This is a genomic window from Hymenobacter aquaticus, assembly GCF_004765605.1.
Classification (GTDB): domain Bacteria; phylum Bacteroidota; class Bacteroidia; order Cytophagales; family Hymenobacteraceae; genus Hymenobacter; species Hymenobacter aquaticus.
This window is the reverse complement of the sequence record NZ_SRLC01000001.1, coordinates 2738142-2763496: the sequence shown is the minus strand read 5'-3', so window position 1 is coordinate 2763496 and position 25355 is coordinate 2738142. Positions and strand designations below refer to the sequence as shown.

Sequence of the window (25355 nt, the reverse complement as noted above, 5' to 3'; positions counted from 1 at the left end):
TCTTGCCGAATGAACAATTCCCTGCGCCTGATTATCGACGCCGTACTTGTGGTGGCCGTGGCCGTCCTGTTTTACCTGCATTTCTCGTCCAAGCCCGCCGCTCCCGCGCCCGCGCCCGCCAAAATCGTGGCCGTGCAGCCCGTGGCCACGGATGACGACGATACCACCGCTGCCGCCACCACCGCCGAGCCCCTGGTAGCCGTAGCCGACACCGACAAAGTGGCCTACGTGGAGTCGGGCAAGCTGCTGGAAGGCTACAAGGCCATGCAGGATGCCCGCCGCAGCTTCGAGGCCAAGGCCCGGGGCTGGGAAAAGCAGAACCAGGCCCTGGTTACCGGCTTCCAGAACGCGGTGCAGCAGTACCAGAAGCAGGCCGAAAGCCTGACGCCCGAGCAGCGCGCCGCCACCGAGCAGAAGCTGCAGGCCCAGCAGCAGCAGGCCGGGGCCGCCCAGGAGAAAATTCAGCGCCAGGCCCAGGAAGAAGAAGCCAAAATGACCCAGCAAGTGCTGGAGCGCATCAACAAGCAGATTGAGAAATACGGCAAAGACAACGGCTACAAGCTGATTCTCATTGCCGCCCCCAGCGGCACCATTGCCTACGGCCGCAAGGACATCGACATTACCGACCGGGTGCTGAAACACCTGAACAAGGAATACAGCACCAAAAAGTAAGCCTGCGCTACTGCTTGCTGCCAAGAAAAGCGCCTGCCGTTTCAACGAAAACTGCAGGCGCTTTTTTACGGGCCGCCTGCCAACTATCCGCCTTTTCTGCTACTCTTTCCTACGCGCATACCAAACCCTTGGGTCCCGGCGTTCAGGGCCTTTCATCCGTTACTTTCCGCTTTATAGTCCTTAGCTACACTCTTTTTATGAGCCACTTTCGCTCACTGCTCCTGCTCAGCGGCCTGCTGCTGAGCGCCGGCGCGGCCCAGGCCCAGCAACCCGGCAAGCTTACCATCAGCGGCTACGTCCGCGACCAGGCCACCGGCGAAAACCTTATCGGCGTGGCCGTGATGAACCCGGCCACGGGCCAGGGCACGGCCACCAACAACTACGGCTTCTACTCGCTTACCCTGCCGGTTTCCTCCGACTCGGTGCGGCTGTTCGTGTCGTATCTGGGCTACGAGAAGGGGCGCTTCGCCGTGCGGTCGGAGCGCAGCGTGAGCCACGACTTCCGCCTGCGGCCCGCCACGGCCGAAATAGCCGGGGTGGAAGTAGTGGGGACCAAGGAGGAAAAAATTGCCCAGACCACCCGGATGGGTACCATCAACGTGCCCATCACCCAGATCAAGACGCTGCCGGCGCTGTTTGGCGAAACCGACGTGCTGAAGGTGCTGCAGCTGCTGCCCGGCGTGCAGAGCGGGGGCGAGGGCACTAGCGGCCTGTACGTGCGCGGCGGCTCCCCCGACCAGAACCTGATTCTGCTCGACGGCACGCCGGTGTACAACGCGGCCCACCTGTTCGGCTTCTTCTCCGTGTTCAACGCCGACGCGCTGAACAACGTGGAGCTGATTAAGGGCGGGTTTCCGGCCCGCTACGGCGGCCGGCTGTCTTCGGTGCTCGATATTTCGATGAAGGAAGGCAACATGCAGGAGTTCCACGGCGAAGGCGCCATCGGGCTGGTGGCCTCCAAGCTCACCTTGGAAGGTCCCATCAAGAAGGATACCGCCTCGTTCATCATCTCGGCCCGCCGCACCTACATCGACCTGCTGGCCCGCCCCTTTATTAACCTGGCTATGGCCAGTGAGGGTATTCCGTACGACGAGCGGCCTACGGTGGGCTACTTCTTCCACGACCTGAACGGCAAGCTCAACTGGAAAGTCAGCCGCCGCGACCGGCTCTACCTGAGCGCCTACACCGGCTACGACAAGTTTTACGCCCGCTACAACGACAAAGGCGACAACGGCGGCTATAGCAAGGAAAACGACGGCCTGGGCTGGGGCAACCTCACGGCCGCCCTGCGCTGGAACCGGGTGCTGAACGACCGGCTGTTTATGAACACCCACTTCACTTACAGCAAGTACCAGTTCAACATCCGCATCAACCAGGAAAACCGGTACGTCGATGACCAGAACCCGGACGATACGCGCACCGAGAAGTTTGCCCTGCACTACCTGTCCAACATCCGGGACCTGAGCCTGAAAACCGACCTCGACTACGTGCCCAACCCCGACCACTACATCCGGTTCGGGGGCCAGTACATTCTGCACTCGTTCCGGCCCGGGGCTTTGCAGGTGAAGGGCGAAGGCATGGACGACATTGCCTCGGGCGTGCAAACCCTGGCCAGCGAAGCCAGCCTCTACGCCGAAGACGACTACCGCCTCACCGACCGGCTCAAGGTCAACACGGGCCTGCGCCTGAACAGCTTCCTGGTCGATAACACGCTCTATCCGTCGGTGGAGCCCCGGGTGGCCGCCCGCTTCCTGCTCACCGAAGAATGGGCCCTGAAAGCCTCCTACGCCCGCACCACGCAGTTTATTCACCTGCTCACCAACTCCGGCATCGGCCTGCCCACCGACCTGTGGGTGCCGGCCACGGCCAAGGTGAGGCCCCAGAAAGCCCAGCAAATCAGCATCGGGGCGGCCCGCACGCTCCGCCACAAGGGCGAGGAGTACGAGCTCAGCTTCGAGAGCTACTACAAGCCCATGCAAAACCTGATTGAGTACCAGGAAGGCGCCAGCTTCCTGGGCACTACTGACAGCAAGTGGGAAGACAAAGTAACCAGCGGCCAGGGCTGGGCCTACGGCGGCGAGCTGTTTCTGCAGAAGAAGTCGGGGCGCACCACGGGCTGGATCGGCTACACGCTGGCCTGGAGCAACCGCCGGTTTCCGGAGCTGAACCAAGGCCGGCTCTACCCCTACAAGTACGACCGGCGCCACGACGCCACCCTGGTCGTGATTCACAAGTTCAGCCCCACCTTCACGCTGTCGGGCACCTGGGTCTACGGCACCGGCAACGCCACCACGCTGTCGGAAGGCCGCTTTCAGCTGGGCCCCTACCAGCAGTACGAGGAGTATGGCGAGCGAAACAGCTACCGGATGCGGGCCTACCACCGCCTCGACCTGGACCTGAGCAAGACCAAGAAAAAGAAGTGGGGCGAGGTAGTCAACAGCTTCAGCCTCTACAACGCCTACAGCCGCCGCAACCCCTACTACATCTACCTGACCCGCGAGTCAGACCCGCAGACGGGGGAAGATAAGGGTGTGTACAAGCAGATTTCCCTGTTCCCGATTATTCCCTCCTTCAGCAAGAGCTTCAAATTCTAACGTTCCGTCCGATGGCTATGTATATTTCTTCCCGGCCCGTGCGCGCGGCGCTGTTGCTGCTGAGCCTGGGGCTCGGGGCCTGCGAAACCACGCTGGACCTGCCCGAGCCCAAGCACACGCCCCGCATTGCCCTGCAGTTTGAGCTGTCGAACTACGACTTCGACTTTCAGCCCCCGAACTCGAACGACGAGCTGGCCCGCCTGCGCCGCCTCTACGTGAGCAACAGCCAGCGCGTATTCGACCTGAACGAGCTCAAAGGCCGCCGCGACGCCACGGTCGTCATCACGGACGATAAGGGGGCCGTGGTGGAATCCTTCGAGGCGCTGCAGTCTACCTCGCCGTACTACGACAGCGAGCAGGGCTACTACCGGCAAACCAAGCGGCTGAAGGGCGAGCCGGGCCGCACCTACACGCTGCGCGCCTCGCTGCCGGGCTTCGAAACGGTGGAAAGCACCCTGACCATGCCCAAGGCCGCCGTCATCGAAAGCGCGACCTTCACCAAAAACCAAAGCAAGAGCAGCCCGAATGACGTGCGCGGCAAGCTCTCGGTGACCGTGGCCGACGACCCCGGCGCGGCCAACTACTACGTGGCCTTTGCCCGCGTCGTCGATAAGGACTATAAGCTCACCACGGGCTGGGCGGAGGTGCAGGTCGACCAGGACAACAACGGCGACATCGTGACCCCCGAAGTCGGTCAGTTCCAGCTTTCCAGCCTGTCGGCCATCAGCGGCGGCGGCTACGGCACCTACGGGTTTTATCCGTACGCCGACACCAACGTGAACGGGAAGCGCTTCTCGCTCAATGCCGACGTGCGCTACTATCCCGGGGGCTGCTCGTACTCGGGCGTTTGCAATGAGGCCGCGTATATGGAGGTATTTGTCAGCAGCCTCACGCGCGAGGCCTACAACTTTCACCTCTCGCGCCAGCGCTACAACAACACCGACGGCAACCCCTTCGCCGAGCCCGCGCCGCTGGCGTCCAACATTCCCAACGGCTACGGCCTGTTCGGCGGCGTCACCGACGCGGTGTACCGCATTAAGCTCCAATAAGACAGGCTGGCGCTAAAGTTGCCTGCTGCCCGGCCTACTGAGCCGCCGGGCTTTCTAACTGCGCGGCCCGGGCCCCATGCGGAGGCTGCTGGTACTACCAGCAGCCTCCGCATGGGGCCCGGGCCGCGCGTGTTTGATGCCCCATCCGGTATGAATCAGGCGGTGCTATGCGTGTCTGCCCCCCCGGGGCTTGCGCTGACGCGGCCAGACTGCCGTTGAGAAATCAGTTGGATAAGAATAGAGCAGCTTCGCGGTTTCTGCGCGCCAAAATGCTGGCGTTCGGCTTGCCGTTTACATTGTCCCACATGGTGAAGTGGGCAGTTAGCTCTGCGGGGTCTTTTACGTTGGCGTTAATCAGCTTCAGAAGCGAAGACTTTTGCAGGGCTCCTTCGCCGAGGTTGAAGGCAAAAGACACCAGCGCGTTGAACTGATGCTGATTGAGCGGCACCGTGACCATCCGGTTGACGGCGGCTTCGAAATGGGACAGGTCTGCACTCAGGAATGCCTGGCTCTGGCTTTCCGTGATTACCTCTCCGTCGAAGACGCCCTGGGTATGGCCCACGCCGATGGTGTCCACGCCCGCTGCGCACTTGTATTCGTGTAGTACTTCGCCTTCTTCATGCGTGATGAAAGCCCGCCCGGCGTCGTCGATGGTTAGGTTGTTTGTCATGGGTTTTGGTATAGTGTGGTCAAGAAGACCTGGTGGAGGAGTGGAAAAGGGGGGCGGCTACGTGCGGCTCCCTGCTAAGACAAAGGAAAAACAATCAGCCCAGCGTTTTACGCGTATAAATCCCCCTTTTGGAAACCACGTGTTTCTACCTGGTTTTTCCTGCGCGCTGGGTTGGGCGGCCAGAGTAGCGGGGCAAATACACAGCGCCGGATGCCATACAATCAGCTTGTGGTGCGGCTGCGGTGGACTGGTGCGGCTGGCGCGGACGCAAAAAAGCCGGCCGCGGAAGCTTCCGCGGCCGGCTCGGCACAGCACGCTGTTACCGGTCACGGACCGATACGCAACGGGTTAGAAGGTGTAGCGCAGGCTCACGGCCGCGTCGTTGTAGAAGCCGGTGTAGCCGTGGAATACTTCGAAATAGGGCTTGTAGTCGACGCCGACCACGAAGGGCAGGTCTTCCATCTTGTACTCCAGGCCCAGAATCAGGTCGGCGCCGAAGGCGACGTACGTGGCATCGTCGTAGCGGTAGTCGTAGAGCACGTACACGTCCTTTTTCTTGCGGCCGTAGCGGTAGTAGCGGGCATCTTCGAAGTAGTAGCGACCCTGGTAAGCGCCCAGGTGAAAACCAGCGCCGTAGTAAAACTGCAGGCCTTTCACGTCGGCCAGGGCTTTGTGCTTTTCGCCGAGCAGGGTGAGCCGGGCCCCGCGGGCCTTGTATTCGGTCGTCACCAGGGCTTCGAGGGCCACGCCGTTTTTGCCACTCATAAAGTGCTTGATGGTGAGGCCCGACGAGTAGCCGCCGCCGCGCAGGCCGATGCCCGTGCTGTAGCCCGAGCTGCTACCGCCCGATTTCTTTTTGGATTGGGCTGATACCAGCGTGGTGCTGAGCAGCAAGAGCAGGAAAAGCAGGGAAACCGAAAAACGCTTCATGAGTCCAGAAAGGCAGTAAATGAAAAGTACAAGCCCAAAAGTACGCACCGCCGCCCGGACTTAGCGCGCCGGCACCCGCCCGGCGGCTATTTCATCGGATAAGTGCACTAAAATCCCGCCCCCGTCATCTTCGGCGGCCCGCAGCATGGCCCGGGCCACGGCAGCGGCCGGCACGGCCCGGTACTTGCGCAGCGGCCCGACCAGCAAGGGGTTCAGCACGCGCAGCAAAACCGCGCCTAGCTGCTCGCCGGCGCGCTTTTCGCCCCGCTCACCCAGCAGCAGGGAGGGGCGGAAGATGTGAATGGCCCGGAACTGGGTTTGGCGGACGGCGTCTTCCATTTCGCCTTTTACGTGGTTGTAGTAGATGCGGGAGCGGGCATCGGCGCCCATTGCCGACACCACCATGAACTGGGCCGCGAAGTTGGTGGCCGTCAGGGCCGCTAGCTTTACTACATACAAATAATCCACTTTGTAGAAGGCCTCCTTCGAGCCGGCCTGCCGCATGGTGGTGCCCAGGCAGCAGAACACGTCGTCGGCAATGAGGGCCATGCGGTGCTGCTCCAGCTGGTCCAGATCGAGCACGCGTTGCTCCAGCTTGGGGTGCACGATGGGCAGGGGCCGCCGGCCCACGGCAATAACCTTGGCGTAGCGGTCGGAGGCGAGCAGCAGGGGCAGCAGCTGGCTGCCGATCAGGCCGCTGGCCCCGGCAATCAGAGCGGTTTTGTGAAGTTTCATGGCGCGGCGTAAGCGGGTAGCAGGGGAGTAGGCAACGTAAAAGTCCGGCTACCCTTACGCAGAAAGGCCGCTCAGCAGCGGTGTAAGCGCGGGAAAAGTGCAGCGGATTACTTTCCCTCTACCAGACGCGTCTGCTCGGGCAACAGTTGTACGAGGCCGCGCTTATACAACGAGCCCAGGGCTTTCTTGAACACTTTCTTGCTCATTCCCAGGCGGCGGTAAATGTCGTCGGGCTCACTTTTATCGGAGAGCGGCAGCGTGCCGCCGCCCTTGCGCAGGGCCGCCAGCAGGGTTTCGGCCGCGTCGAGGGCCTCGTCGTAGCCCAGCTTCTGCAGGCTCAGATCGAGCTTGCCGTCGGGCCGGATCTGGCGCACGTAGCCCGTGGGCGTGTCGCCGAGGCGCAGGGGCTTGAACACCTCATTGTAGTAGAGCAGGCCCTGGTGGGTGCCGTTCACGATGGCCGAGTAGCCCAGGTCGGTTTCGGCCGCGATGAGCAGCTGCACCGCGTCGCCGGGCTGGCCGGGGAAGGGCTCCTCACTCAGAAACCGGTCCCACTTGGCGGTGGCCACGATGCGGTCCGTGGTTTCGTCCAGGTACACGTACACCGTCACGCGCTGGCCGGGCCGCAGGTTGCGCCACTGGTTGCTGTAGGGCAGCAGCAGATCTTTTTCCAGGCCCCAGTCCAGGAAGGCGCCCGCGCCGCTGACGTCGCGCACGGTGAGGGCCGCAAACTGATTCACGCGCACCAGGGGCTCCAGGGTGGTGGCAATCAGGCGGTCTTCCGAGTCGCGGTAGACGAACACGCGCAGCACGTCGCCGATTTGGGTACCCTCGGGCACGTACTTGCCCGGAATTAGCAGGTCGCCGTCGTCGGAGGTCAGATACAGGCCAAAATCGACCGCGCGGGCCACTTCCAGTTCGTTAAAATCGCCTAGCGCAAGCATGCGGTGAAGAGGTGAATGAGTGAATGAGTGAAGTAGGAAAGGCGGACCTTCTAGGGCAAAGGTAGCCTATCTGGCGCGGTAGCGCATCCGTGGCTCGTAAACCCGCGGCCAGAAGTTTGGAAGGCCATCTTTCGCGCGTAGGATGCTGTTCCAACTTGTTGAACGAAGCTTTTCGCGCGTAGGGCGGCCTTCCAAACATTTGGAAGGCAGGTTTTCACGCGTAGGATGCCACTGCCAACAAGTGCAGAACCGGTTTTCACGCGAAAGATGGCACTGCCAACAAGTGCAACGGTGGTTTTCGCGCGTAAACTATCGTTACCAACAAGTGTAAGGCCGGTCTACGCGCGAAAACCGGCCTTCCGCAAGTTGGAACGCGCCGCGCCGCCCGCGCGCCGCCAGAACAACCACTTCACTCATTCACTCATTCACCTACTCGTAGCGCACGGTGTTGGGCTGGGCGAAGTTGAAGTCGCTGAAATCGTAGTAGGGGCGGGCGTTTTCGAAGATGCGGAAGCCGTTGGGGTTGGTTTGGCCCCGGGGGTAGTAGCCCAGCAGCAGCTGCACGGTGCGCACGGCAATGTATTCGTTGCGCAGGCGCAGGCCCAGGCCGAAGCCGGTGTAGGGCGTGTTGCGGAAGGGCAGCTCCTGGCCGGGCTGGGTGGCCAGCCAGGCCGCATCCACGAAGGCCACGCCGGCCACGCGGAAGCCCAGAAACGAGACGGGCGTAAACACGGTGGTTTCGTAGTTCATCACGAAGCGGCTGCCCCCGCGCATGTCGGACTCGAAGCCGCGCAGGCCCCGGTTGCCCCCAATGAGCAGGCCCTGCTCGCCGGGCAGGCGGTTGAAGCCCAGGGCCGAGCGGTTCCAGAAGAAGTGCCGCCACTGCCAGTTGCCGGTGTGGTAGAGGCGGGTGAAATACAGCACCTCGGTGCTCAGCAGGCCCTGCTGCCAGTCTTTGTCGTGCCGCCGGATGAAGCTGCCGAACTCCCCGCTTAGGTACAGGTAGCCGTTGCGCACGCTGAAGTTGCCGGTGGCGGCCCGCACGCCGTAGTAGTTGCGGTTGGCCCGGGTATTCATGTCGTAGCCGGCCGTGAAGCTCAGGATGGAGCCCGTCGGAATGTCCTCGGTGCGGCCGAAGCCAAACAGGTACTTGTCCTTATAGTAGCGCCGCACGCTGTAGCCCACCGTGCCCAGCATCAGCGAGGAGTTCAGGTAGTCGGGGTTGGGCCGGGCGGTGTAGGCGGTGTTAATCATGCGGCCCGACACAATCAGGCGGCCGGGGTTTTCGTAGCCCAGATCGTAGCTGCGCAGCCGGAACGAGCGGCCCAGCCAGGCATCCTTCACGCTGTAGTTGGAGGCCAGGTACACCGTGGGCTGATCGGGCACGATGTAGGGCACGCCCTGGCGGGCAATGCGCAGCGAGGCGGCCCCGGCGTAGCGGGTGTTGAGCGAGTAAAAGTCGCGGGAGAAGCTGATGGCCTTTTCCTCGTACTGAAACTCGTTGCGGTAGCGCACCTGCCCGTTGATGAAGTTGCGGAACGGCACCACGTAGCTGCCCTCGTAGCTCCACGACTGCGGCTCGGTGCGGCCGTACTCGAAGCGGTTGCGCACCTGGTGGCCCTGGCCCAGGAAGTTGATGTCGTCGGCCTCGACCACGCCCGCGCCCACGTCGCGCAGCTGGTAGTTGGCCCCGATGCTGAACACGTCCTTGGTGATGATGCGGATGTCGACGCTGTCCTGGGTAGTCGTTTCCTCGTCCACGAACACGCGGGCGTCGAGCAGCTCGGGGGTTTGGCGCAACAGGCGCTCCGATTCGGTCAGGGCCTGCGGGGCCAGCTCTTCGCCCACCCGAAACAGCAGTAGCTGCCGCACCCGGGCCCGGGAGGTGGTAATGTGCAGGCTGTTGCCGGTGCGCTCCAGCACGTTGCGCGGCTTGCGCGTGGGGTCCGAGACGCTGTAGCCAAAGGCATCGAGGGCCCGGATATCAATGCGGCGCACGATTTTGTAGCTGTGCTGGTCGAACTGCCGGTCGAGCAGCTCCACGTCGATGCCCATGCGGTCTTCCTGGCGCTCGGTGAAGTTGAAAATGGCCGAGGCGGCTTTGCCGGCAATGGTTTTGCGCTTGGTATAGGCCTTCAGGCCCGTGAGCACCCGCTCCTGGTCGAAGCGGCGGCGCAGCGAGTCGCGCCGGGTTTCGGGCTGGGTGCGCATCGAGTCCGTGACGACCGGCGGGGTGGGCTGCTGGGCCCACGCCGGCCCGGCCAGCCACAGCAACGCCAGCAGCCAGAACAAACGGCTGGGCAACACCCGAACAAGCCAAACAGGAGGAGTCATGAACGCAACAACACGGTGGCCCGCAACCGGCGGCGCCTGCCGCCGATGGAGCCCTACACGGCAAGTTACGCAGGAGAAGGGGCGGTCCGCAACTCTGGCTCGAAACTAAGAACGGGCTGCGGGGCGGAGGGCGCGCCAACTGGGCCGGAAGTTGGCCCGAAGTAGCGGCTTGGGGAACCATTTCCTAAAAAAATTAGCTTGGTATATTATTGCGCAGAAAGATTCAATCTGCTATTTTTAAGCCCTAAACCAGCCCCTAATGAACGAGCGGATTCAGGAAAAGCTAAGTATTTTGGCAGATGCCGCGAAGTATGACGTGTCGTGCTCCAGCAGCGGCGGCAAGCGTAAAAATGAGAACAAGGGCCTGGGCAACGCCGAGGGAATGGGCATTTGCCACTCCTTCACCGAGGACGGCCGCTGCGTGTCGCTGCTCAAGATCCTGCTGACCAACTACTGCATCTTCGACTGCGCCTACTGCGTCTCGCGCCGCTCCAACGACGTGAAGCGCGCCGCCTTCACCGTGGATGAAGTCGTGGATCTGACCATGAACTTCTACCGCCGCAACTACATCGAGGGGCTGTTTCTGAGCTCGGGCATCTTCAAGGATTCCGACTACACGATGGAGCGGCTGGTGCGCATCATCAAAAAGCTGCGCACCGAGCACAAGTTCAACGGCTACATCCACGTCAAAACCATTCCCGGCGCCTCGCCCGAGCTCATTGCCGAAGCTGGCCTCTACGCCGACCGCCTCAGCGTGAACATCGAGCTGCCCTCGGAGCTGAGCCTGACCACCCTGGCCCCGGAGAAAAACTACGAGGAAATCCTGACCCCGATGGGCCAGATCCGGGACGGTATTACCCAGAACAAGGAGGAAAAGGCCCTGTTCAAGAAGGTGCCCAGCTTCGCCGCCGCCGGCCAGAGCACCCAGCTCATCGTGGGGGCCTCGGCCGAGAATGACCACCAGATCATCAAGCTCACCGACTCGCTCTACAAAGGCTACGGCCTGAAGCGCGTGTACTACTCGGGCTACATTCCCATCACCGACGACCTGCGCCTGCCCCAGGTGACGCAGCCCCCCGTGATTCGGGAGCACCGCCTCTACCAGACCGACTGGCTGATGCGCTTCTACGGCTTCGAGGCCGATGAAATCCTGGACCCCGAGCACCCGTTCCTGGACCTGGAAATTGACCCCAAGCTGGCCTGGGCCCTGCGCAACCGCCACGTATTCCCGATTGACATCAACACGGCCGACTACGAGATGATCCTGCGCATTCCCGGGGTGGGGGCGCGCTCGGCCAAGCGCATCGTGGCCGCCCGCCGCTTTTCGCCGCTCAGCCTCGACCATCTGCACAAGTTCGGGGTGGTGCTCAAGCGGGCCAAATACTTTATTACCTGCAAGGGCCAGGCCCTGGAAACCCGCGACTACGACGAGCAGACCATCCGCCGCCAGATTCTGTTTGGGGCCGGCTCGGTGCGCTCGGCCCTGGTCACGCAGCAGCTCGATTTGTTTGCCCAGGCCGGCTGACGGGCCAGCTGCGGTGCTGAGAGGAGAGAGAAAGTGAACCAGAAACGCACCCCGCCGCCCGCCCGCTGCCTTCGGCTTTTTGCTCTCTTCTACTCACCCGCTACCGAATTAACCGCTTACGATGATGACTATTACCCACCGCGCCGCCGACGCGTCGGCCGCCCCGCTCCCCGAGAGCAAACCCGAAAAAGTAGCCCGCCTGGCCTGCTGCTGCAAGCTCAGCGACCTGCTGCCCATCGTGCGCCAATTGCACGAGCAAACCCGGAACCGGGCTCCGCAATCGGCCCACCGGCCCGAGGCCGCCTGAGCTTCCCATTGACCCCGACGCCATGCTAGCAGTAAAGCGAAGGGTGCATTACGACCTCGAACACCAGTACGTCGACACCAACGGCATCCGGCTGCACGTGGTGCAGTGCGGCCCCACCGATGGGCCGCTGGTAATCCTGCTGCACGGGTTTCCGGAGTTCTGGTACGCCTGGCACCGGCAGCTGCACCCGCTGGCGGCGGCCGGCTACCGGGTGTGGGCCCCCGACCAGCGGGGCTACAACCTGAGCGACAAGCCCCACCGCGTGGCCGACTACCGCCTCGACACGCTGGCCCGCGACGTGCTGGGCTTGCTCGACGCGGCCGGGCAGCGGCAGGCCTTCGTCGTGGGCCACGACTGGGGCGCGGCCGTGGCCTGGCACCTGGCGACTCACTACCCCGAGCGGGTGCGGAAGCTGGCGGTGCTGAACGTGCCGCACCCCAGCGTCATGTTCCGGACGCTGCGCCGTAGCGCCGAGCAGCTGCGCAAAAGCTGGTACATCTTCTTTTTTCAACTGCCCTGGCTGCCCGAGTGGCTGGTGCGGCGCAACAACTGGGCGGCGGGCCGGCAGGCCCTGGCGGGAACCAGCCGGCGGGGCACCTTCAGCACCGCCGACCTGGCCGAGTACGTAGCCGCCTGGCGGCAGCCCGGGGCCATGCGCAGCATGATCAACTGGTACCGGGCGGCGGTGCGCACACCCGGCCAGCTGCCGGCCGTGGGCCGCGTGACGGTGCCGACGCAGATTATCTGGGGCGTGAAAGATGCGTTTCTGAAGCGTGACATGGCCGAGCAAAGCCTGCTGCTCTGCGACCAGGCCCAGCTAACGTATCTGCCGGCCAGCCACTGGGTGCAGCACGAAGAAGCCGACGCCGTAACGGCCCTGCTGCTGCGCACTTTTGCCGTCTAAGCATCCGAATGGGCCCGGATGGAGTACATCAGAGTGTTTTTGCCACCAATACCGTTGCTATGAGCCGCTCCCTGATTCCCGTGAATCCTTCATCGGTGCCCCGACCCGGGGGCGGCGCGGGGCGGCCTACGGCTCCCGCGCTGACGGCCCCGCCGCTGGATTACAGCTACGATGGGTCGTTTGAGGGTTTGCTGACGGTACTTTTTACCATTTATGACCGCAAGGCGGCACCCAACAGCATTCAGCCGGTGGGCGCGGTGCAGGGCGGGCTGTTTGCCCAGCCGCTGCTGGTCGAAACCCACGAGGCCACGGCGGCGCGGGTGTGGGAAGGGCTGCTGAAACACATGACCCCGGAGGCGCGCACCCGGCTGTTTCACGCTTTCCTGAGCGAGCAGCCCGACCGGGAGCTGCTCATCTTCCGCTACGCCGACCTTGCCATGCGCTCAGCCCAGGATATTGCTGAGAACTACGCCGACGATAACGTGCGGCGGGTGGCGCACCTGGCCCAGCAAATGGGCCGCGAAAAGCACCGGATGGAGGCCTTCGTGCGCTTCGAGAAAACCGCCGACGAGCTGTTCCACGCCACCATCGAGCCCGACTTCGACGTGCTGCCCCTGATTGCGCCCCATTTCACCAAGCGCTACGCCGACCAGCGCTGGCTGATTTATGACCGACGCCGCCACTACGGCCTGTACTACGATCTGCACCGCACCGACATCGTGCAGTTTGAGCCCGAAACCACCGCGCCCCGGCGCAGCACGAGCGTGTCGGCCACGGTGCTCGACGAGCGGGAGCCGCTGTTTAAGGTGCTCTGGCAGACGTATTTCGACCACGTCAACATTCCGGAGCGCAAGAATATCAAGCTGCACCGCCGCCACATTCCGCTGCGCTACTGGAAATACCTGAGCGAAAAGCAGCCCCGCGAAACCCGCTTCGAGCCCATTAAGAACAAGCGCCCACCCCAGCCCGACAACTTGCGGCTCGGGTAAAACCCTCTTACTTTGTTGCCGGGCCGCCGCCACCGTGGCGCGGCCCGCAACATCGGAACCAACGTAAGGGGTAGTAATATGGGTAGCGTACTTGTTTTTGGAGCGTCGGGGCAGCTGGGCCAGTGCCTGGCGCACGTGGCCGGGGAAAGAAAGATGGATGAGCTGGTTTTTCTGCCCGAAGCGGAAGCCAACATCCTCAATCCGGCGGGGCTGCGGCAGCTATTTGCCCGCTACCAGCCCACGTATGCCATCAACTGCGCCGCCTACACGGCCGTGGATAAGGCCGAGGACGAAGTAGACCTGGCCCGGCAGGTGAACCGCGACGGAGTTGCGAACCTGAGCACGCTCTGCGCCGAGTACGACACCACCCTGATCCACGTTTCCACTGATTTCGTGTTTGCCGGCACCGGCAATCAGCCCCTGCTGGAAACCGATGAAACGGCCCCCATCAGCGTGTACGGCCTGACCAAGCTGGAAGGCGAGCAGGTGATTCCGGCGCACACGAGCCGGTATTTCATTCTGCGCACGAGCTGGCTGTATTCGGAGTACGCCAACAACTTCGTGAAAACGATGCTGCGCTTTGGCCGGGAGCGGGACGAGCTGCGCGTTATCTGGGACCAGATTGGCACGCCTACCTACGCCATCGACCTGGCCGGCTGCATCCTGACCATCATCGGAACCCAAAGCCAGCAGTACGGCACTTACCACTACAGCAACGAGGGTGTCACGTCGTGGTACGACTTCGCCGTGGACATCTTCGAGCTGAGCAACACGACGGTGAAAACCACCCCCATTCGCACTGCTGAGTACCCCACCAAGGCCACGCGCCCGGCCTACTCGGTGATGGACAAAACCAAAGCCAAAACCCAGCTCGGCGTAGCCATTCCGCACTGGCGTGAGAGCCTGAAAGTATGCATCAGCCGCCTTCCAGCCCAGTAAAAAGCCGGGGCGGCGGGTTTTCCGCCGCAATAAAAAGCGCCGCTGACCAAGCCAGGTCAGCGGCGCTTTTTTGGTTGAAATCAGCTTCCCTAGCCGCGCGGGGCGTTGCCGTAGAAGCGGTTGACCAGGTAGGCGGCCGCTACGAACGACAGGCCCACGGCGCACACGCCCGGCCACTGGTAGTGCGCCCAGGCCGTGCCGCCGGCCAACGAGCCCAGAGAGCCGCCGATGAAATAGGCCGTCATGTAGATAGTATTGAGGCGGCTGCGGGCTTCGGGTACCAAAGAGAAAATTCGCGACTGGTTGGAAATGTGGGTGGCCTGCACGCCGATATCCAGCACGATGACGCCCACCACGAGGCCTACCAGATGGTAGCCGCCAAAGGCCAGCACCAGGTACGCGGCCAACGACATCAGAATCCCGATGTTGATGGCGTAGGCCGGCCCCCGCGTATCGGCCGATTTGCCGGCCAGCGGTGCCGCCAACGCCCCCAGCGCGCCAATCAGCCCGAAAAAGCCGGCCACGTCGCTCTTATAGAAATAGGGGCTGCCTTCCAGGAAAAACACCAGCGTGGTCCAGAACACGCTGAACGAGGCAAACAGGAACGCCCCCGTCAGCGCCGACTTGCGCAGGGCCGGCAGCGTACGGGTCAGCGTCGAGAGGGACTTCATCAGGCTGGCGTAGGTGCCTTCGAAATCGGGCTGGTCTTTGGGCAGCTTCAGGGCCAGAATCAGCGCCAGCACCAGCATGGCCCCGCTGCCGATGCCGAAGACCAGCCGCCAGCCGCCGTGGGCCCCAATGTAGCCGCTCAGGGTGCGCGACAGCAAAATGCCGATCAGCAGCCCGCTCATGATTTTACCCACCACGCGGCCCCGCTCGTCGTCGGAAGCCAGGTGGGCGGCCATGGGTACCAGCAGCTGCGGCACGGCCGAAAAGATGCCAATCAGCAGGCTGGCCCCGATCAGCAGGGCAAAGGAAGGCGCCAGGGCCGCGGCGGCCATAGCACCGGCGGCCAGTACCAGCAATAACAAAATCAGGCGTTTGCGCTCCAGCTTGTCGCCGAGCGGCACCACGAAAAACAACCCCAGCGTGTAGCCAACCTGCGTGAGCGTAGCGACCAGGCTGGCGCGGCTGTCGGAGAGGTGAAAGGTGCGGCCGATGTCGGCCAGCAGCGGCTGGTTGTAGTAAATATTGGCTACCACCAGGCCGCAGGCAATGGCCATCAGCCAGACCAGGGCCGGCGTGAGCTGCGGAGCCGCATGCGCTGGCGCCAGGGTGGGAGAGGAAGCAGAGGAAGAACGCATAAGCAGGAAATAGCCGACCCACGGCCGCTGGGCTCCGGGTCGGCAGAACGTGAAAATGCCAGTCAACGCTTGCGGGGAGTACGCCATCCGTCAGGCGCGGCACCCCGGCAACTGGCCCGGGGCCGGTTTGCGGATACTGGTATTCCTAAACCCGCAGGTATGTTTAAGAGTTACAAAAAAGCCAACAATGCGGGCGAAACGCCGGTTTTTGGCCTGAGCCTTACTTCGTAGCGGCTGCGGGGCCGCTACTTCCCAGCAGCATCCATCCCGCCGCTTGAGTCCATGTTGGGTCGGTTTTGCGGGTCGGGCACCATTCTACAACCCGCTGCCGGGGGCTGCGTTAACCCGGTATGAGCCGCGCATTCACCAAAGAGGACGACGTACAGTCGCCCACCATTATTCCGCCCCGGGCCGCCCTGCCGCCCAACACGCCCAACTACGTCACGCCCCATGGCCTGGAGCTGCTGCGCGCCGAGCTGACCACGCTGGAAACCGAGCGGGCGCAGGTGGAAGCCAACCGCGACAACGACGCCGACCGCACCCGGCAGTTGTCGGTCTACAACGGCCGCATCAGCGACCTGACCAGCCGCCTTGCCAGCGCCAAAGTGGTAGACCCCCGCACCCAGCCCCCGCAGGAAGTCCGTTTTGGCGCTACCGTTACGCTGCGCACCACCAGCGGCGGCAAAGTCGGGTTTGAGCGCAAATTCACCATCGTGGGCGCGGACGAGGCCTCGGTAGCGGCGGGCAAAGTCGCGTTTGTGGCACCCATTGCCCGGGCCGTCATCGGGGCCAAGCTGGGCAAGCCCGTTACGCTCAGGCTCGGCCCCAAAGAGGAAGTCGTGGAAGTCGCCGCCATTACTTACGAGGGCTAGAAAACGGCAGGAGTCAACGCCAGAACGTCATTCCGCGCTGGCCGAGGAATCTCGCGGGCTGACGCTGGAGGGCTGTTGCTGAAAAACAGAGCGGCATGCGTCAGCAAGCTCAGCATGACAGTTACTGGTATGTGGCGACGGCAGCACGCGAGATGTCTCACTGCGTTCGACATGACGTTTCGAAAAAAAAAGCCCTTTACCGCGCGGTGAGGGGCCTTTTTTTGCGAAATGAGGAAAGCCGGAATACTTACTTGGCGTCCTGAATTTCCTGCACGGCTTTGTCGATGGTTTGCTGGGCCTGCTGGACGTTGGGGCCGCTGGTTTTGCGCTGCTTCACGCTTTGCAGCAAGCCGATGAGGGGCTCGGCCGCGCCCTGGGGCTTAAACTGAATGGCCAGGGCTTTCACCCGCTCCACGCCCGCACTGAAATTAGCCGGGTCGTCGAGGCGCACCAGCATGCCCGACAGCCCTTCGAGCAACTCGAAGCGGGACTGCAGCGGCGCCGCGTCGAACTTGTCGCGCACGAAGCTCCACTGCGCATCACTGCCCTGGGCGGCATACACGTCGATGACGGCGGCCAGGGTGGTGTTATTGTCGGTGGTTTCCAGGGTTTTGGCCTGGGCCAGGGCTTTGGCTGGCGCCACGGCCACCAGCCCGCGCAGGGCCGCGCCACTCACCTGGTACGACTCGTTTTTGAGCTGCTGGGTAAATAGCTTTTCATCCTTCTTGTCCTTGAGCTTGGCCAGGGCCCGCAGGGCCGCGGCCCGCACCGAGTTCTGTGGGTCGTTGGCGGCCATTTTGCGCAGCACCGGCGCGGCGGCTTTGGCCATAGCCTTGTTTTCCAGGTTCAGGGCGTCAATGGCGGTGGAGCGGAGCAGGTAAAACTTGTCGGCCATAGCCTTGACCAGCAGCGCGCGGGCCGCCGCGTCGTCCTGCTTGTCCTTGGCGGCCAGAATAGCCTCGCGCCGGTCGACGTACAGCGGGGCGTGGGCGTACTGGTACACGTACTCCGACAGCGGCTTATTGTCCTTTTTCAGCCACACCGTGAGCTTGGTGGCGTCCACGTTGACCAGATCGGGCTTGGCGCTGGCCCCAAACTGGAAGGTTTCGGTGGCCTGGCGCATCATCACCTGGTGGCGTTCGGGCTTGCCGTTCACGTACACGTCCACGGCCAGCGGCAGCTGGAAAACGGGGCCTTCCTGGGTTTGCTTCAGCGTCACGCTCTGCACCTTTTTGGCCGCGTCCCAGCTGTAGTCGATGCTGACCTCGGGGTGGCCGGCGCCGTAATACCACTGGTTAAAGAACCAGTTCAGGTCGCGGCCCGAGGCGGCTTCCATGGCCAGGCGCAGCTGGTGAGCTTCGCCGTTGCCGAGGGCATTCTGCTTCAGGTACTGGTTCAGGCCGGCGAAGTACACCTCGTCGCCGAGGTAAGTGCGCAGCATGTCCTGAATAGCGCCGCCCTTCTGGTAAGTTACCCCGTCGAACATCTCCTCTTTGTCGCCATAGTGGAAGCGCACGAGGTTTTTCGCGTAGTTGTTGGGGTTGTTGAGGTAGTTGCGGATGTACTGGTTGCGGTGGGCGCCGGCGGCGTCCGGGCCGTACTTATACTCGGCCCACAGCGCCTCGCTCATGTCGGCCATCGACTCGTTCACGGTCAGGTTGCTCCAGCTTTCGGCCGTCACGTAGTCGCCAAACCACTGGTGAAACAGCTCGTGAGCAATAACGGACTGGTTGTTGGCGTACTCCCGGTCGAGCAGCTCGCGGGTGTTCATCTGCAAAAACTCGCCATGCAGCGTGGCCGAGGTGTTTTCCATGGCCCCGCTCACGTAGTCGCGGGCCACAATCTGGGCGTACTTGTTCCAGGGAAAATCCACGCCGAGGCGCTTAGAGAAAAACTCCATCATTTCGGGCGTGTCGCCGAAAATCTGCTTGGCGAAGGGCGCGTACTTGGGCTCCAGATAGTACGTCACGGGCTTGTCGCGCCACTTGTCCTGGTAGATGTTGAAGTCGCCCACGGCCATCATAAACAGGTAGGGCGCGTGGGGCAGCTCCATCTTCCAGGTGTCGGTACGCAGGCCCGCCCCGGCCGGCGTCTGGCTGACCAACGCCCCGTTGCTGAGCGTGACGTACCGGGCGGGCACCGTCATGCTGATTTCCGACGTCGTCTTCTGGTTGGGCCGGTCGATGGTCGGAAACCAGGCCGACGACGCTTCCGTCTCGCCCTGGGTCCAGATCTGCACCGGCTTGCCCTTCACGGCGCTGTCGGGATTGATGAAATACAGGCCTTTGGCGTCGGTAATGGCCGCGCTGCCCTTCACCTTCAGCTCGTCGGGCTTGGCCGTGTACTCGATGTACACCGTGTAGGGCGTGCCCACCGGCATCAATTTGCCCAGCTGGATGCGCAGGTTGTTCTGGTCGGCGTAGTCGTACTTCAGCGGCGTCTGATTGGTGCCATCCACCAAAGCCACGGTCTTGATGTCGAAGCCCTTGGCATCGAGGCGGAGCGAGTCGGTGGCGTAGGCGTAGGGCCGCAGCGTGAGCCAGGCCTTGCCGTTGAGGTGGCGCTTGGCGTAGTCGAAGCCCACGGCCAGCTTGGTGTGTACCAGCGCGTTGATTTTCGTGTCGGTGGCGCGGTAGGGCAGCTCGGGCTCGGCGGCGCGCGTCAGGGTAGGGGCCTGTTGGGCCCGGCCGGCCGGGGCCGTCAGCAAGCCCAAGCCGAGGCTCAGGGTAAGGATATTCTTCACGGGAGGCAGAAAAGGGGAGAGGGTGTGGTTCCGGCGTGAAAGTAACCGTTCCGACCCTAATGGCTGCAACCCGCGCCTTGGTTTAGCCCAGCCCGCACTGCTTTTTATACAAGCCCGGCGTGATGCCCTCGTACTTCTTGAAGATGGTCTGGAAGTACGCCGGGTTGTTGAAGCCGGCCCGGAAGCACACGTCGGCCACCGTCGCCACGGGGTTGCGCAAGAGGCGCTTGGCTTCGGCCAGCCGCTCCTGAATGATGTATTCGACCGGCGTGAGGCCAAACTCGCGCTTGAACAGGCGGAAAAACGTGGCTTTGCTCATGCAGGCCAGCTCGCTGAGCTTGTCCACGGTAATCTGCTCGGTGAAGTGGCGCTTGATGTACTGCACCACCTGGGCAAAGCGGTGGGAGGTCAGGTGCTGGGCGTAGTTCTGAAAAATCAGCTGGCGGGCGTTGGTTTGCATCAGCCGGATCAGCAGCTCCTGCAAGGTGAAGCCGGCCAGCACGTCCTTGGCCGCGTGCGTTTCCTGCGACAAATGCACCAGGCGCTCCAGCGTGCCGGTCAGCTCGGGCGTGTTGGTCAGGTGGGCGTTGTGGTGGGCGTCGAGGTGCCAAGGCGTGTGCTCCTCGGCCAGCGGGAACCGCTCGTTGAGCAAATCCACGGTGTGACGGATGGTATCGGCCGGAATGGCCACGGCCAGGCACTGGGTCGGGTTGTCGAGGGTGGCCTCGGGAAAGTCGATTTCCATCAGCTGCTCTTCGCCCACAATCACCGACTCGCCCGGCAGGTAGTCGAAGGCCGCCTGCCCGCTCAGGTGCATCACTTTCTTGCCCCGCAGCATGGTGGTCAGCACCAGGCTGCCCATGCTCAGGGGCACGCGCCGGGCCGTCTGGTGGGTTTCGAAGATGTTGAGCTCAAAGGCGTCCAGCGAGTACACCGTGCGGTTTTCAACCAGCGTGGTGAGGTCGTCCGGGGCGTGGAGGGCGGGCAGCAGGCGTGGGTTCATGGCGGCAGTGAATGAGGCAAAAGGCACCAGCGGGAAACTTGCGACTATCCCCGAGCTTGTTGAGAGAATACTACATCTTTTCCGGCAATTTCTAAAGCTACCTTGTGAGTAAGTCATCACTCCTTAACACCCACCTCATGGAAACGTTAGAAAAACCGTCCACTCTCGTTGCCCGTCCCCAGTTCAAATCTCACTACGACAACTTCATCGGCGGCAAATGGGTTGCCCCGGTCAAGGGACAGTACTTCGATAACCCTTCGCCCATCGACGGTAAGGCGTTCTGCAAGGTCGCGCGCTCCACGAAAGAGGATATCGAGCTGGCGCTGGATGCCGCCCATGAGGCCTTTAAGTCGTGGAGCAAGGCCTCGGCCACCACGCGCAGCAACGTGCTGCTCAAGATTGCCGACATCATGGAGGCCAACCTGGAGCACCTGGCCGCCGTCGAAACGGTGGAAAACGGCAAGGCCATCCGCGAAACCATGGCTGCCGACCTGCCCCTGTGCATCGACCATTTCCGCTACTTCGCCGGCGTGATCCGGGCCGAGGAGGGCTCGGCCACCGAGCTGAACGAAACCACCCTGTCCCTGGTGATTCAGGAGCCGCTGGGCGTGGTGGGCCAGATCATTCCCTGGAACTTCCCGCTGCTGATGGCCACCTGGAAGCTGGCCCCGGCCCTGGCCGCCGGCTGCTGCGTGGTGATGAAGCCCGCCGAGCAGACGCCGGCCAGCATCATGGTGCTGATGGAGCTGATTCAGGACGTACTTCCGGCCGGCGTGGTCAATGTGGTAAACGGCTTCGGGCTGGAAGCCGGCAAGCCGCTGGCCTCCAACAAGCGGGTGCAGAAAGTCTCCTTCACCGGCGAAACCACCACCGGCCGCCTGATTCTGCAGTACGCCGCCGAAAACATCATTCCCGTCACGATGGAGCTGGGCGGCAAGTCGCCGAACATCTTCTGCAAATCGGTGATGGACCACGACGACGACTTCCTCGACAAGTGCCTGGAGGGCGCGGCCATGTTTGCGCTGAACCAGGGCGAAATCTGCACCTGCCCCTCGCGCCTGCTCGTCCACGAAGACATCTACGACGCCTTCATGCCCCGCCTCATCGAGCGGGTGAAAGCCATTAAGCTCGGCCACCCGCTCGACCCCAGCACCATGATGGGCGCCCAGGCCAGCAACGACCAGTACGAGAAGATCCTGAGCTACCTGGAAATCGGCAAGGCCGAAGGGGCTGAGGTGCTGACCGGCGGCGAGGCCCACACCAGCCATGAGCACGACGAGCTGGCTGAGGGCTACTACATCCAGCCCACCATCTTCCGGGGTCACAACAAAATGCGGATCTTCCAGGAAGAAATCTTCGGTCCGGTGCTGTCCGTCACCACGTTCAAGGACAACGACGAGGCCATTGCCATTGCCAACGACACGCTCTACGGTCTCGGCGCCGGCCTCTGGAGCCGCGACGCCCACGAGCTTTACACGATGCCCCGCGCCATTCAGGCCGGCCGCGTGTGGGTCAACTGCTACCACGACTACCCCGCCGGCGCGCCCTTCGGCGGCTACAAGGCTTCGGGTTTCGGCCGCGAAAACCACAAGATGATGCTGGCCCACTACCGCCAGACCAAGAACATGCTCATCAGCTACAGCCAGAAACCACTGGGATTTTTCTAGTAGCGGCGGCTAAAGCTGCGTAAAACAGAACGTCATGCAGAGGCGTCAGCCGAAGCATCTCGCCAGCAATGGTAATCAGATACTATTGCGGAAGAGATGCTTCGCGGGGCTCAGCATGACGTTCTACAGTTTCAAAAACTCACCTCTCATGGCAAACTCCCCAACCCCGCGCGTACTCGTCACGCCCGCCGCCGAAGCCACCATCGACTTACTGCGCGACGAGCACGGCCCGCTGATGTTTCACCAGAGCGGGGGCTGCTGCGACGGTTCCTCACCGATGTGCTTTGCCAAGGGCGAGTTCCGCATCGGCGGCAACGACGTGTGGCTGGGCCAGATCCACGGCTGCGACTTTTTTATGAGCACCTCGCAGTTTGAGTACTGGCAGCACACCCAGCTCACCGTCGACGTGGTGAAAGGCCGCGGGGCCAGCTTCTCGCTGGAAATCCCGCTCGGCGTCCGGTTCCTGATTCGCTCCCGCCTGTTCACCGAGGAGGAAGAGCAGAACATGGCCCCGGTATATGAGGGGGAAGAGTACCTGGAGCGGACGGCGGAAGCGTAGCGTTGCGTTTGGATAAACACAGAAAGGCCCCGGCAGCAACTGCCGGGGCCTTTCTGGCTTAGTAGCGCGAACTTCGTAGTTCGCGTGCCAGCACAACCTTATGGCGCAGGCACGCGAACTACAAAGTTCGCGCTACTAGTGCTGCTACCGTACCCGCACGGGCAGGCCTTCCAGCTGGGCGTAGCTGAGCTTCCAGACGCCCTTGGGGTTCTTTTTCCAGAGCAAAATGAAGTTGCCCTCGCCCACGCCCATCGGGGTGCCGGGCGTGGTCGGAATCACGTCGACCTGGTAGGTGCCGCCCTCGTAGGCCGTCTGGGCATCGGTGCCGGACGAGGCCACGTTCAGGCGCAGGTTGGAAATGGTGCCCATCGTTTCGCGCACCCAGCGGTTCGATACCTCCGACTTGCCCTGGAAATGGGCTTCGCCCTGCAGAAAGTGCACGTCGTCGGCAAACATGGTGTCGAGCTGAATGGCGTTCTTGCTGTTCCAGGCGCTGATGAACTGCTGGTCGAGGGTTTGCGCCGTGACGGCCGTAGCGGGCGTGTCGGCCGTTTTGGAGCAGGAGGAAGCCAGCACTACCGTCAAGGGCATCATCCAGAGAAGGGACTTCATACAGTCTAGGGGTTTGGTGGGGGATGGAAACAATTTCGCCGACTCCGGCACGTGGGCTGGAGTCGGCGAAACTAAGCTACGCAAAGTCCGGACTTACCAGCTCTTGCGACGAACTTCCGAGGTCGAGTAGGGCTTGGTACGGTCGCCGTACGACTCGTTGGGCAGGTAGCCGGCGGCCACGGGGCCGTTGGCGGCAGTCAGCATCATCGGCGTGTTGGCGGCGAAGCCATTGGCCATTACGGGATACTGCTGCTGTTGTTGTTTCTGGGCCTGGGCGGCCAGGTCGGCTTTGCGCTCGGCGGCATCCACGCGGCGGGCCAGGGCGGCGCGCTCGGCGCGGGCCTCGGCGGCGCGGTTAGCGGCAGCCCGGTTGGCGGCGGCTACGCGGGCGGCTTCCTTGCGCTTGTTGTCGGTGTGCTTCCCGATGGCATAGCCGACGCCGGCACCGGCCACGCCCCCTACTACGCCACCCACGGCCCGGTTACGCTTATGGATGATGGCACCGGCCGCGGCACCACCCAGACCGCCAATGACGGCCCCTTTGGCCTGCGGGCTCCATTTCTTCCGTTCCTGAGCCTGGGCCATGTTGCTGAACACGGAGGTGAGCATCATTACCAGGGCGAGAATCAAACTGACCTTTTTCATGACTAGGTTCTTTAAGGTTTCAGAAACACTGCTTCCGTTATGAGGAGTGTTTTGCAAGCACCGTGCCAGTACGGATAGCGCCCCGCTACGGTTCGGCCCGGGCATATCCGGAGCTTCCGCCCGGGCGGTGGTGCCGCCGCAGTATCCGGGCTAAACGCGCCGGATGGGCCCCGTGGTTCAGTTTAAGCCTATTTCGTTAGCCAGCCGTTGGCGTCGAGCCAGTTTTGCAGCCGCTCGGCCCAGCTGTCCTTGGTGGTCTTGTTGTAGAGGCCGAAGCCGTGCCCGCCCCTGGGGTAAAGGTGCATCTCGACCGGCACCCCGGCCCGCAGGCAGGCCTCGTAAAAGCGCAGGCTGTTTTGCACTTTCACCGTTTTATCGTCGGCGGCGTGCACCAGGAAGGTCGGCGGCGTCTGGGCCGTTACCTGCTGCTCGTTGGAGTAGAGCCGGATCTGCTCGGGGGTGGGCGCCGGGCCCAGCAGCCGCTCCCGGGAGCCGGCGTGGGCCAGGCTGTCGGTGAAGCTGATGACCGGGTAGAGCAGCATTAGAAAGTCGGGCCGCACGGAGGTGTTGTCCTTGGTGTCGCCGGCCGGGGCGCTGAAGTGCGTGCCGGCCGTGGACGCCAGGTGGCCGCCCGCCGAAAAGCCCAGGATACCCACCCGGCCGGGGTTAATGCCGTACTCAGTGGCCCGCTGCCGCACCAGGCGCAGGGCCTGCTGGGCGTCCAGGAGCGGGGCCGTGGTTTTGTCGGGCTGGGTCTGGTCGTTGGGCAGGCGGTACTTCAGCACGAAGGCCGTGACGCCCATGTCGTTCAGGCGCTTGGCCACGTCCGAGCCCTCACTGTCGATGGACAGGCGCGCGTAGCCCCCACCCGGGCAGATGATGATGGCCGTGCCGTTGGCCTTGTCCTTGGCCGGCCGAAACACCTGCAAGGTGGGCTGCACCACGTTGGAAATCCGGACCCCGCCGCCAGCCAGCGTAATGCTGCTTTCCTGGAGGTTGGTGGCAATGGAGTTGGGAATGGTGCCGGCGTAGAGCGACACGGTAGCTTGGGCAAACAGCAAGGCGGGAGCGGCCACCAGGGCCAGAGTTAGGGCGAAGAGCTTTTTCATACGCGGGACAGGCCAGGAAGGACAACGTCGGGAAGGACCAGGTAGTAGAATAGCCAAGATAACCATTGCCGCCGGAGCCGGGCGGGCCCGCCGGGGTGCGCCGGGAAGCCCCGCCACCGGCGCAGCGCCAGCGCAGGCGGTAGGCAAACAAAGAAATGCAAAAAAGGGGAGGCCCCACCCGGGCGCGCGGGCCCCGCCCCACCCGGGCCGGCACTCCCAACCGCTCCCGGCACCGGCAATGGCAGGGGC

General features: G+C 63.0%; 22 protein-coding genes. 11 read left to right on the top strand and 11 right to left on the bottom strand.

Annotation, left to right across the window (positions count from 1 at the left end; all coding sequences use genetic code 11):
* Positions 1–9 precede the first annotated feature (9 nt).
* The 3 genes from E5K00_RS11425 to E5K00_RS11415 all read left to right on the top strand — a co-directional run bounded on the left by E5K00_RS11425 (position 10) and on the right by E5K00_RS11415 (position 4315).
* Positions 10–672 carry an OmpH family outer membrane protein gene (locus E5K00_RS11425; RefSeq protein WP_135463348.1) on the top strand — a complete coding sequence of 221 codons (663 nt, stop codon included), beginning with the start codon at positions 10–12 and terminating at the stop codon, positions 670–672.
* Between the two features lie 197 nt (positions 673–869).
* A complete protein-coding gene (locus E5K00_RS11420) occupies positions 870–3266 on the top strand; it encodes a TonB-dependent receptor (RefSeq protein ID WP_135463347.1) in 2397 nt (798 codons plus the stop codon).
* Between the two features lie 17 nt (positions 3267–3283).
* The gene (locus tag E5K00_RS11415) at positions 3284–4315 is read left to right on the top strand and encodes a DUF4249 domain-containing protein (RefSeq protein WP_167856838.1); all 1032 of its coding nucleotides are present in this window, start codon (positions 3284–3286) and stop codon (positions 4313–4315) included.
* A 223-nt stretch (positions 4316–4538) separates the two neighbouring features.
* Here E5K00_RS11415 and E5K00_RS11410 read toward each other — a convergent pair whose 3' ends face one another.
* The 5 genes from E5K00_RS11410 to E5K00_RS11390 form a co-directional block, all read right to left on the bottom strand.
* Complete coding sequence (locus E5K00_RS11410; RefSeq protein WP_135463345.1) at positions 4539–4985, bottom strand: lysozyme; 447 nt, start codon at positions 4983–4985, stop codon at positions 4539–4541.
* 348 nt (positions 4986–5333) lie between these two features.
* Positions 5334–5915, bottom strand: a complete 582-nt coding sequence (locus E5K00_RS11405) for a hypothetical protein (protein ID WP_135463344.1) — start codon at positions 5913–5915, stop codon at positions 5334–5336.
* Positions 5916–5975: 60 nt separating this feature from the next.
* On the bottom strand, positions 5976–6650 hold the full coding sequence (locus E5K00_RS11400; protein ID WP_135463343.1) for an NAD(P)H-binding protein: 675 nt from the start codon (positions 6648–6650) through the stop codon (positions 5976–5978).
* 107 nt (positions 6651–6757) lie between these two features.
* A complete protein-coding gene (locus E5K00_RS11395; RefSeq protein ID WP_135463342.1) occupies positions 6758–7594 on the bottom strand; it encodes a CvfB family protein in 837 nt (278 codons plus the stop codon).
* Between the two features lie 429 nt (positions 7595–8023).
* A complete protein-coding gene (locus tag E5K00_RS11390; RefSeq protein WP_135463341.1) occupies positions 8024–9928 on the bottom strand; it encodes a BamA/TamA family outer membrane protein in 1905 nt (634 codons plus the stop codon).
* Positions 9929–10187: 259 nt separating this feature from the next.
* Here E5K00_RS11390 and E5K00_RS11385 point away from each other — a divergent pair, with 259 nt between their 5' ends.
* The 5 genes from E5K00_RS11385 (at position 10188) to rfbD (ending at position 14592) form a co-directional block, all read left to right on the top strand.
* On the top strand, positions 10188–11453 hold the full coding sequence (locus tag E5K00_RS11385) for a putative DNA modification/repair radical SAM protein (RefSeq protein ID WP_135463340.1): 1266 nt from the start codon (positions 10188–10190) through the stop codon (positions 11451–11453).
* A gap of 121 nt (positions 11454–11574) precedes the next feature.
* Positions 11575–11760: a hypothetical protein gene (locus E5K00_RS11380; protein WP_135463339.1), complete on the top strand. Its 186-nt coding sequence runs from the start codon at positions 11575–11577 to the stop codon at positions 11758–11760.
* A 22-nt stretch (positions 11761–11782) separates the two neighbouring features.
* On the top strand, positions 11783–12664 hold the full coding sequence (locus E5K00_RS11375) for an alpha/beta fold hydrolase (RefSeq protein WP_135463338.1): 882 nt from the start codon (positions 11783–11785) through the stop codon (positions 12662–12664).
* Between the two features lie 59 nt (positions 12665–12723).
* Complete coding sequence (locus tag E5K00_RS11370) at positions 12724–13653, top strand: TIGR03915 family putative DNA repair protein (protein WP_135463337.1); 930 nt, start codon at positions 12724–12726, stop codon at positions 13651–13653.
* 78 nt (positions 13654–13731) lie between these two features.
* Positions 13732–14592 carry a dTDP-4-dehydrorhamnose reductase gene (gene rfbD, locus E5K00_RS11365; RefSeq protein ID WP_135463336.1) on the top strand — a complete coding sequence of 287 codons (861 nt, stop codon included), beginning with the start codon at positions 13732–13734 and terminating at the stop codon, positions 14590–14592.
* 89 nt (positions 14593–14681) lie between these two features.
* On the opposite strand, the gene E5K00_RS11360 is transcribed toward rfbD, so the two are convergent.
* Entirely contained in the window at positions 14682–15896 is a 1215-nt protein-coding gene (locus E5K00_RS11360) for an MFS transporter (RefSeq protein WP_135463335.1), read from the bottom strand.
* Positions 15897–16246: 350 nt separating this feature from the next.
* On the opposite strand from E5K00_RS11360, the gene E5K00_RS11355 reads away from it, so the two are divergent.
* A complete protein-coding gene (locus tag E5K00_RS11355) occupies positions 16247–16768 on the top strand; it encodes a GreA/GreB family elongation factor (protein ID WP_135463334.1) in 522 nt (173 codons plus the stop codon).
* Between the two features lie 247 nt (positions 16769–17015).
* Here the strand turns inward: E5K00_RS11355 and E5K00_RS11350 are convergent, their stop codons facing one another.
* Positions 17016–19511 carry a M1 family metallopeptidase gene (locus tag E5K00_RS11350; protein ID WP_245328260.1) on the bottom strand — a complete coding sequence of 832 codons (2496 nt, stop codon included), beginning with the start codon at positions 19509–19511 and terminating at the stop codon, positions 17016–17018.
* Positions 19512–19593: 82 nt separating this feature from the next.
* The gene (locus E5K00_RS11345; RefSeq protein WP_135463333.1) at positions 19594–20514 is read right to left on the bottom strand and encodes a helix-turn-helix transcriptional regulator; all 921 of its coding nucleotides are present in this window, start codon (positions 20512–20514) and stop codon (positions 19594–19596) included.
* Positions 20515–20651: 137 nt separating this feature from the next.
* Between E5K00_RS11345 and E5K00_RS11340 the strand changes: the two genes are divergently transcribed.
* The gene (locus E5K00_RS11340) at positions 20652–22181 is read left to right on the top strand and encodes an aldehyde dehydrogenase family protein (RefSeq protein WP_135463332.1); all 1530 of its coding nucleotides are present in this window, start codon (positions 20652–20654) and stop codon (positions 22179–22181) included.
* Between the two features lie 148 nt (positions 22182–22329).
* On the top strand, positions 22330–22740 hold the full coding sequence (locus E5K00_RS11335; RefSeq protein ID WP_135463331.1) for a DUF779 domain-containing protein: 411 nt from the start codon (positions 22330–22332) through the stop codon (positions 22738–22740).
* Positions 22741–22884: 144 nt separating this feature from the next.
* Here the strand turns inward: E5K00_RS11335 and E5K00_RS11330 are convergent, their stop codons facing one another.
* The 3 genes from E5K00_RS11330 to E5K00_RS11320 form a co-directional block, all read right to left on the bottom strand.
* Positions 22885–23352, bottom strand: coding sequence for a YybH family protein (locus E5K00_RS11330; RefSeq protein ID WP_135463330.1), 468 nt, complete (start codon positions 23350–23352; stop codon positions 22885–22887).
* Positions 23353–23445: 93 nt separating this feature from the next.
* Positions 23446–23997, bottom strand: a complete 552-nt coding sequence (locus E5K00_RS11325; RefSeq protein ID WP_135463329.1) for a glycine zipper domain-containing protein — start codon at positions 23995–23997, stop codon at positions 23446–23448.
* Positions 23998–24185: 188 nt separating this feature from the next.
* The gene (locus E5K00_RS11320) at positions 24186–25106 is read right to left on the bottom strand and encodes an alpha/beta hydrolase (RefSeq protein WP_135463328.1); all 921 of its coding nucleotides are present in this window, start codon (positions 25104–25106) and stop codon (positions 24186–24188) included.
* Positions 25107–25355: the final 249 nt, after the last annotated feature.

Bases quoted from the DNA above. Each gene is read 5' to 3' on its own strand.
- E5K00_RS11425 (WP_135463348.1), top strand. From the start codon at position 10: ATGAACAATTCCCTGCGCCTGATTATCGACGCCGTACTTGTGGTGGCC.
- E5K00_RS11420 (WP_135463347.1), top strand. From the start codon at position 870: ATGAGCCACTTTCGCTCACTGCTCCTGCTCAGCGGCCTGCTGCTGAGC.
- E5K00_RS11415 (WP_167856838.1), top strand. From the start codon at position 3,284: ATGTATATTTCTTCCCGGCCCGTGCGCGCGGCGCTGTTGCTGCTGAGC.
- E5K00_RS11410 (WP_135463345.1), bottom strand. From the start codon at position 4,985: ATGACAAACAACCTAACCATCGACGACGCCGGGCGGGCTTTCATCACG.
- E5K00_RS11405 (WP_135463344.1), bottom strand. From the start codon at position 5,915: ATGAAGCGTTTTTCGGTTTCCCTGCTTTTCCTGCTCTTGCTGCTCAGC.
- E5K00_RS11400 (WP_135463343.1), bottom strand. From the start codon at position 6,650: ATGAAACTTCACAAAACCGCTCTGATTGCCGGGGCCAGCGGCCTGATC.
- E5K00_RS11395 (WP_135463342.1), bottom strand. From the start codon at position 7,594: ATGCTTGCGCTAGGCGATTTTAACGAACTGGAAGTGGCCCGCGCGGTC.
- E5K00_RS11390 (WP_135463341.1), bottom strand. From the start codon at position 9,928: ATGACTCCTCCTGTTTGGCTTGTTCGGGTGTTGCCCAGCCGTTTGTTC.
- E5K00_RS11385 (WP_135463340.1), top strand. From the start codon at position 10,188: ATGAACGAGCGGATTCAGGAAAAGCTAAGTATTTTGGCAGATGCCGCG.
- E5K00_RS11380 (WP_135463339.1), top strand. From the start codon at position 11,575: ATGATGACTATTACCCACCGCGCCGCCGACGCGTCGGCCGCCCCGCTC.
- E5K00_RS11375 (WP_135463338.1), top strand. From the start codon at position 11,783: ATGCTAGCAGTAAAGCGAAGGGTGCATTACGACCTCGAACACCAGTAC.
- E5K00_RS11370 (WP_135463337.1), top strand. From the start codon at position 12,724: ATGAGCCGCTCCCTGATTCCCGTGAATCCTTCATCGGTGCCCCGACCC.
- rfbD (WP_135463336.1), top strand. From the start codon at position 13,732: ATGGGTAGCGTACTTGTTTTTGGAGCGTCGGGGCAGCTGGGCCAGTGC.
- E5K00_RS11360 (WP_135463335.1), bottom strand. From the start codon at position 15,896: ATGCGTTCTTCCTCTGCTTCCTCTCCCACCCTGGCGCCAGCGCATGCG.
- E5K00_RS11355 (WP_135463334.1), top strand. From the start codon at position 16,247: ATGAGCCGCGCATTCACCAAAGAGGACGACGTACAGTCGCCCACCATT.
- E5K00_RS11345 (WP_135463333.1), bottom strand. From the start codon at position 20,514: ATGAACCCACGCCTGCTGCCCGCCCTCCACGCCCCGGACGACCTCACC.
- E5K00_RS11340 (WP_135463332.1), top strand. From the start codon at position 20,652: ATGGAAACGTTAGAAAAACCGTCCACTCTCGTTGCCCGTCCCCAGTTC.
- E5K00_RS11335 (WP_135463331.1), top strand. From the start codon at position 22,330: ATGGCAAACTCCCCAACCCCGCGCGTACTCGTCACGCCCGCCGCCGAA.
- E5K00_RS11330 (WP_135463330.1), bottom strand. From the start codon at position 23,352: ATGAAGTCCCTTCTCTGGATGATGCCCTTGACGGTAGTGCTGGCTTCC.
- E5K00_RS11325 (WP_135463329.1), bottom strand. From the start codon at position 23,997: ATGAAAAAGGTCAGTTTGATTCTCGCCCTGGTAATGATGCTCACCTCC.
- E5K00_RS11320 (WP_135463328.1), bottom strand. From the start codon at position 25,106: ATGAAAAAGCTCTTCGCCCTAACTCTGGCCCTGGTGGCCGCTCCCGCC.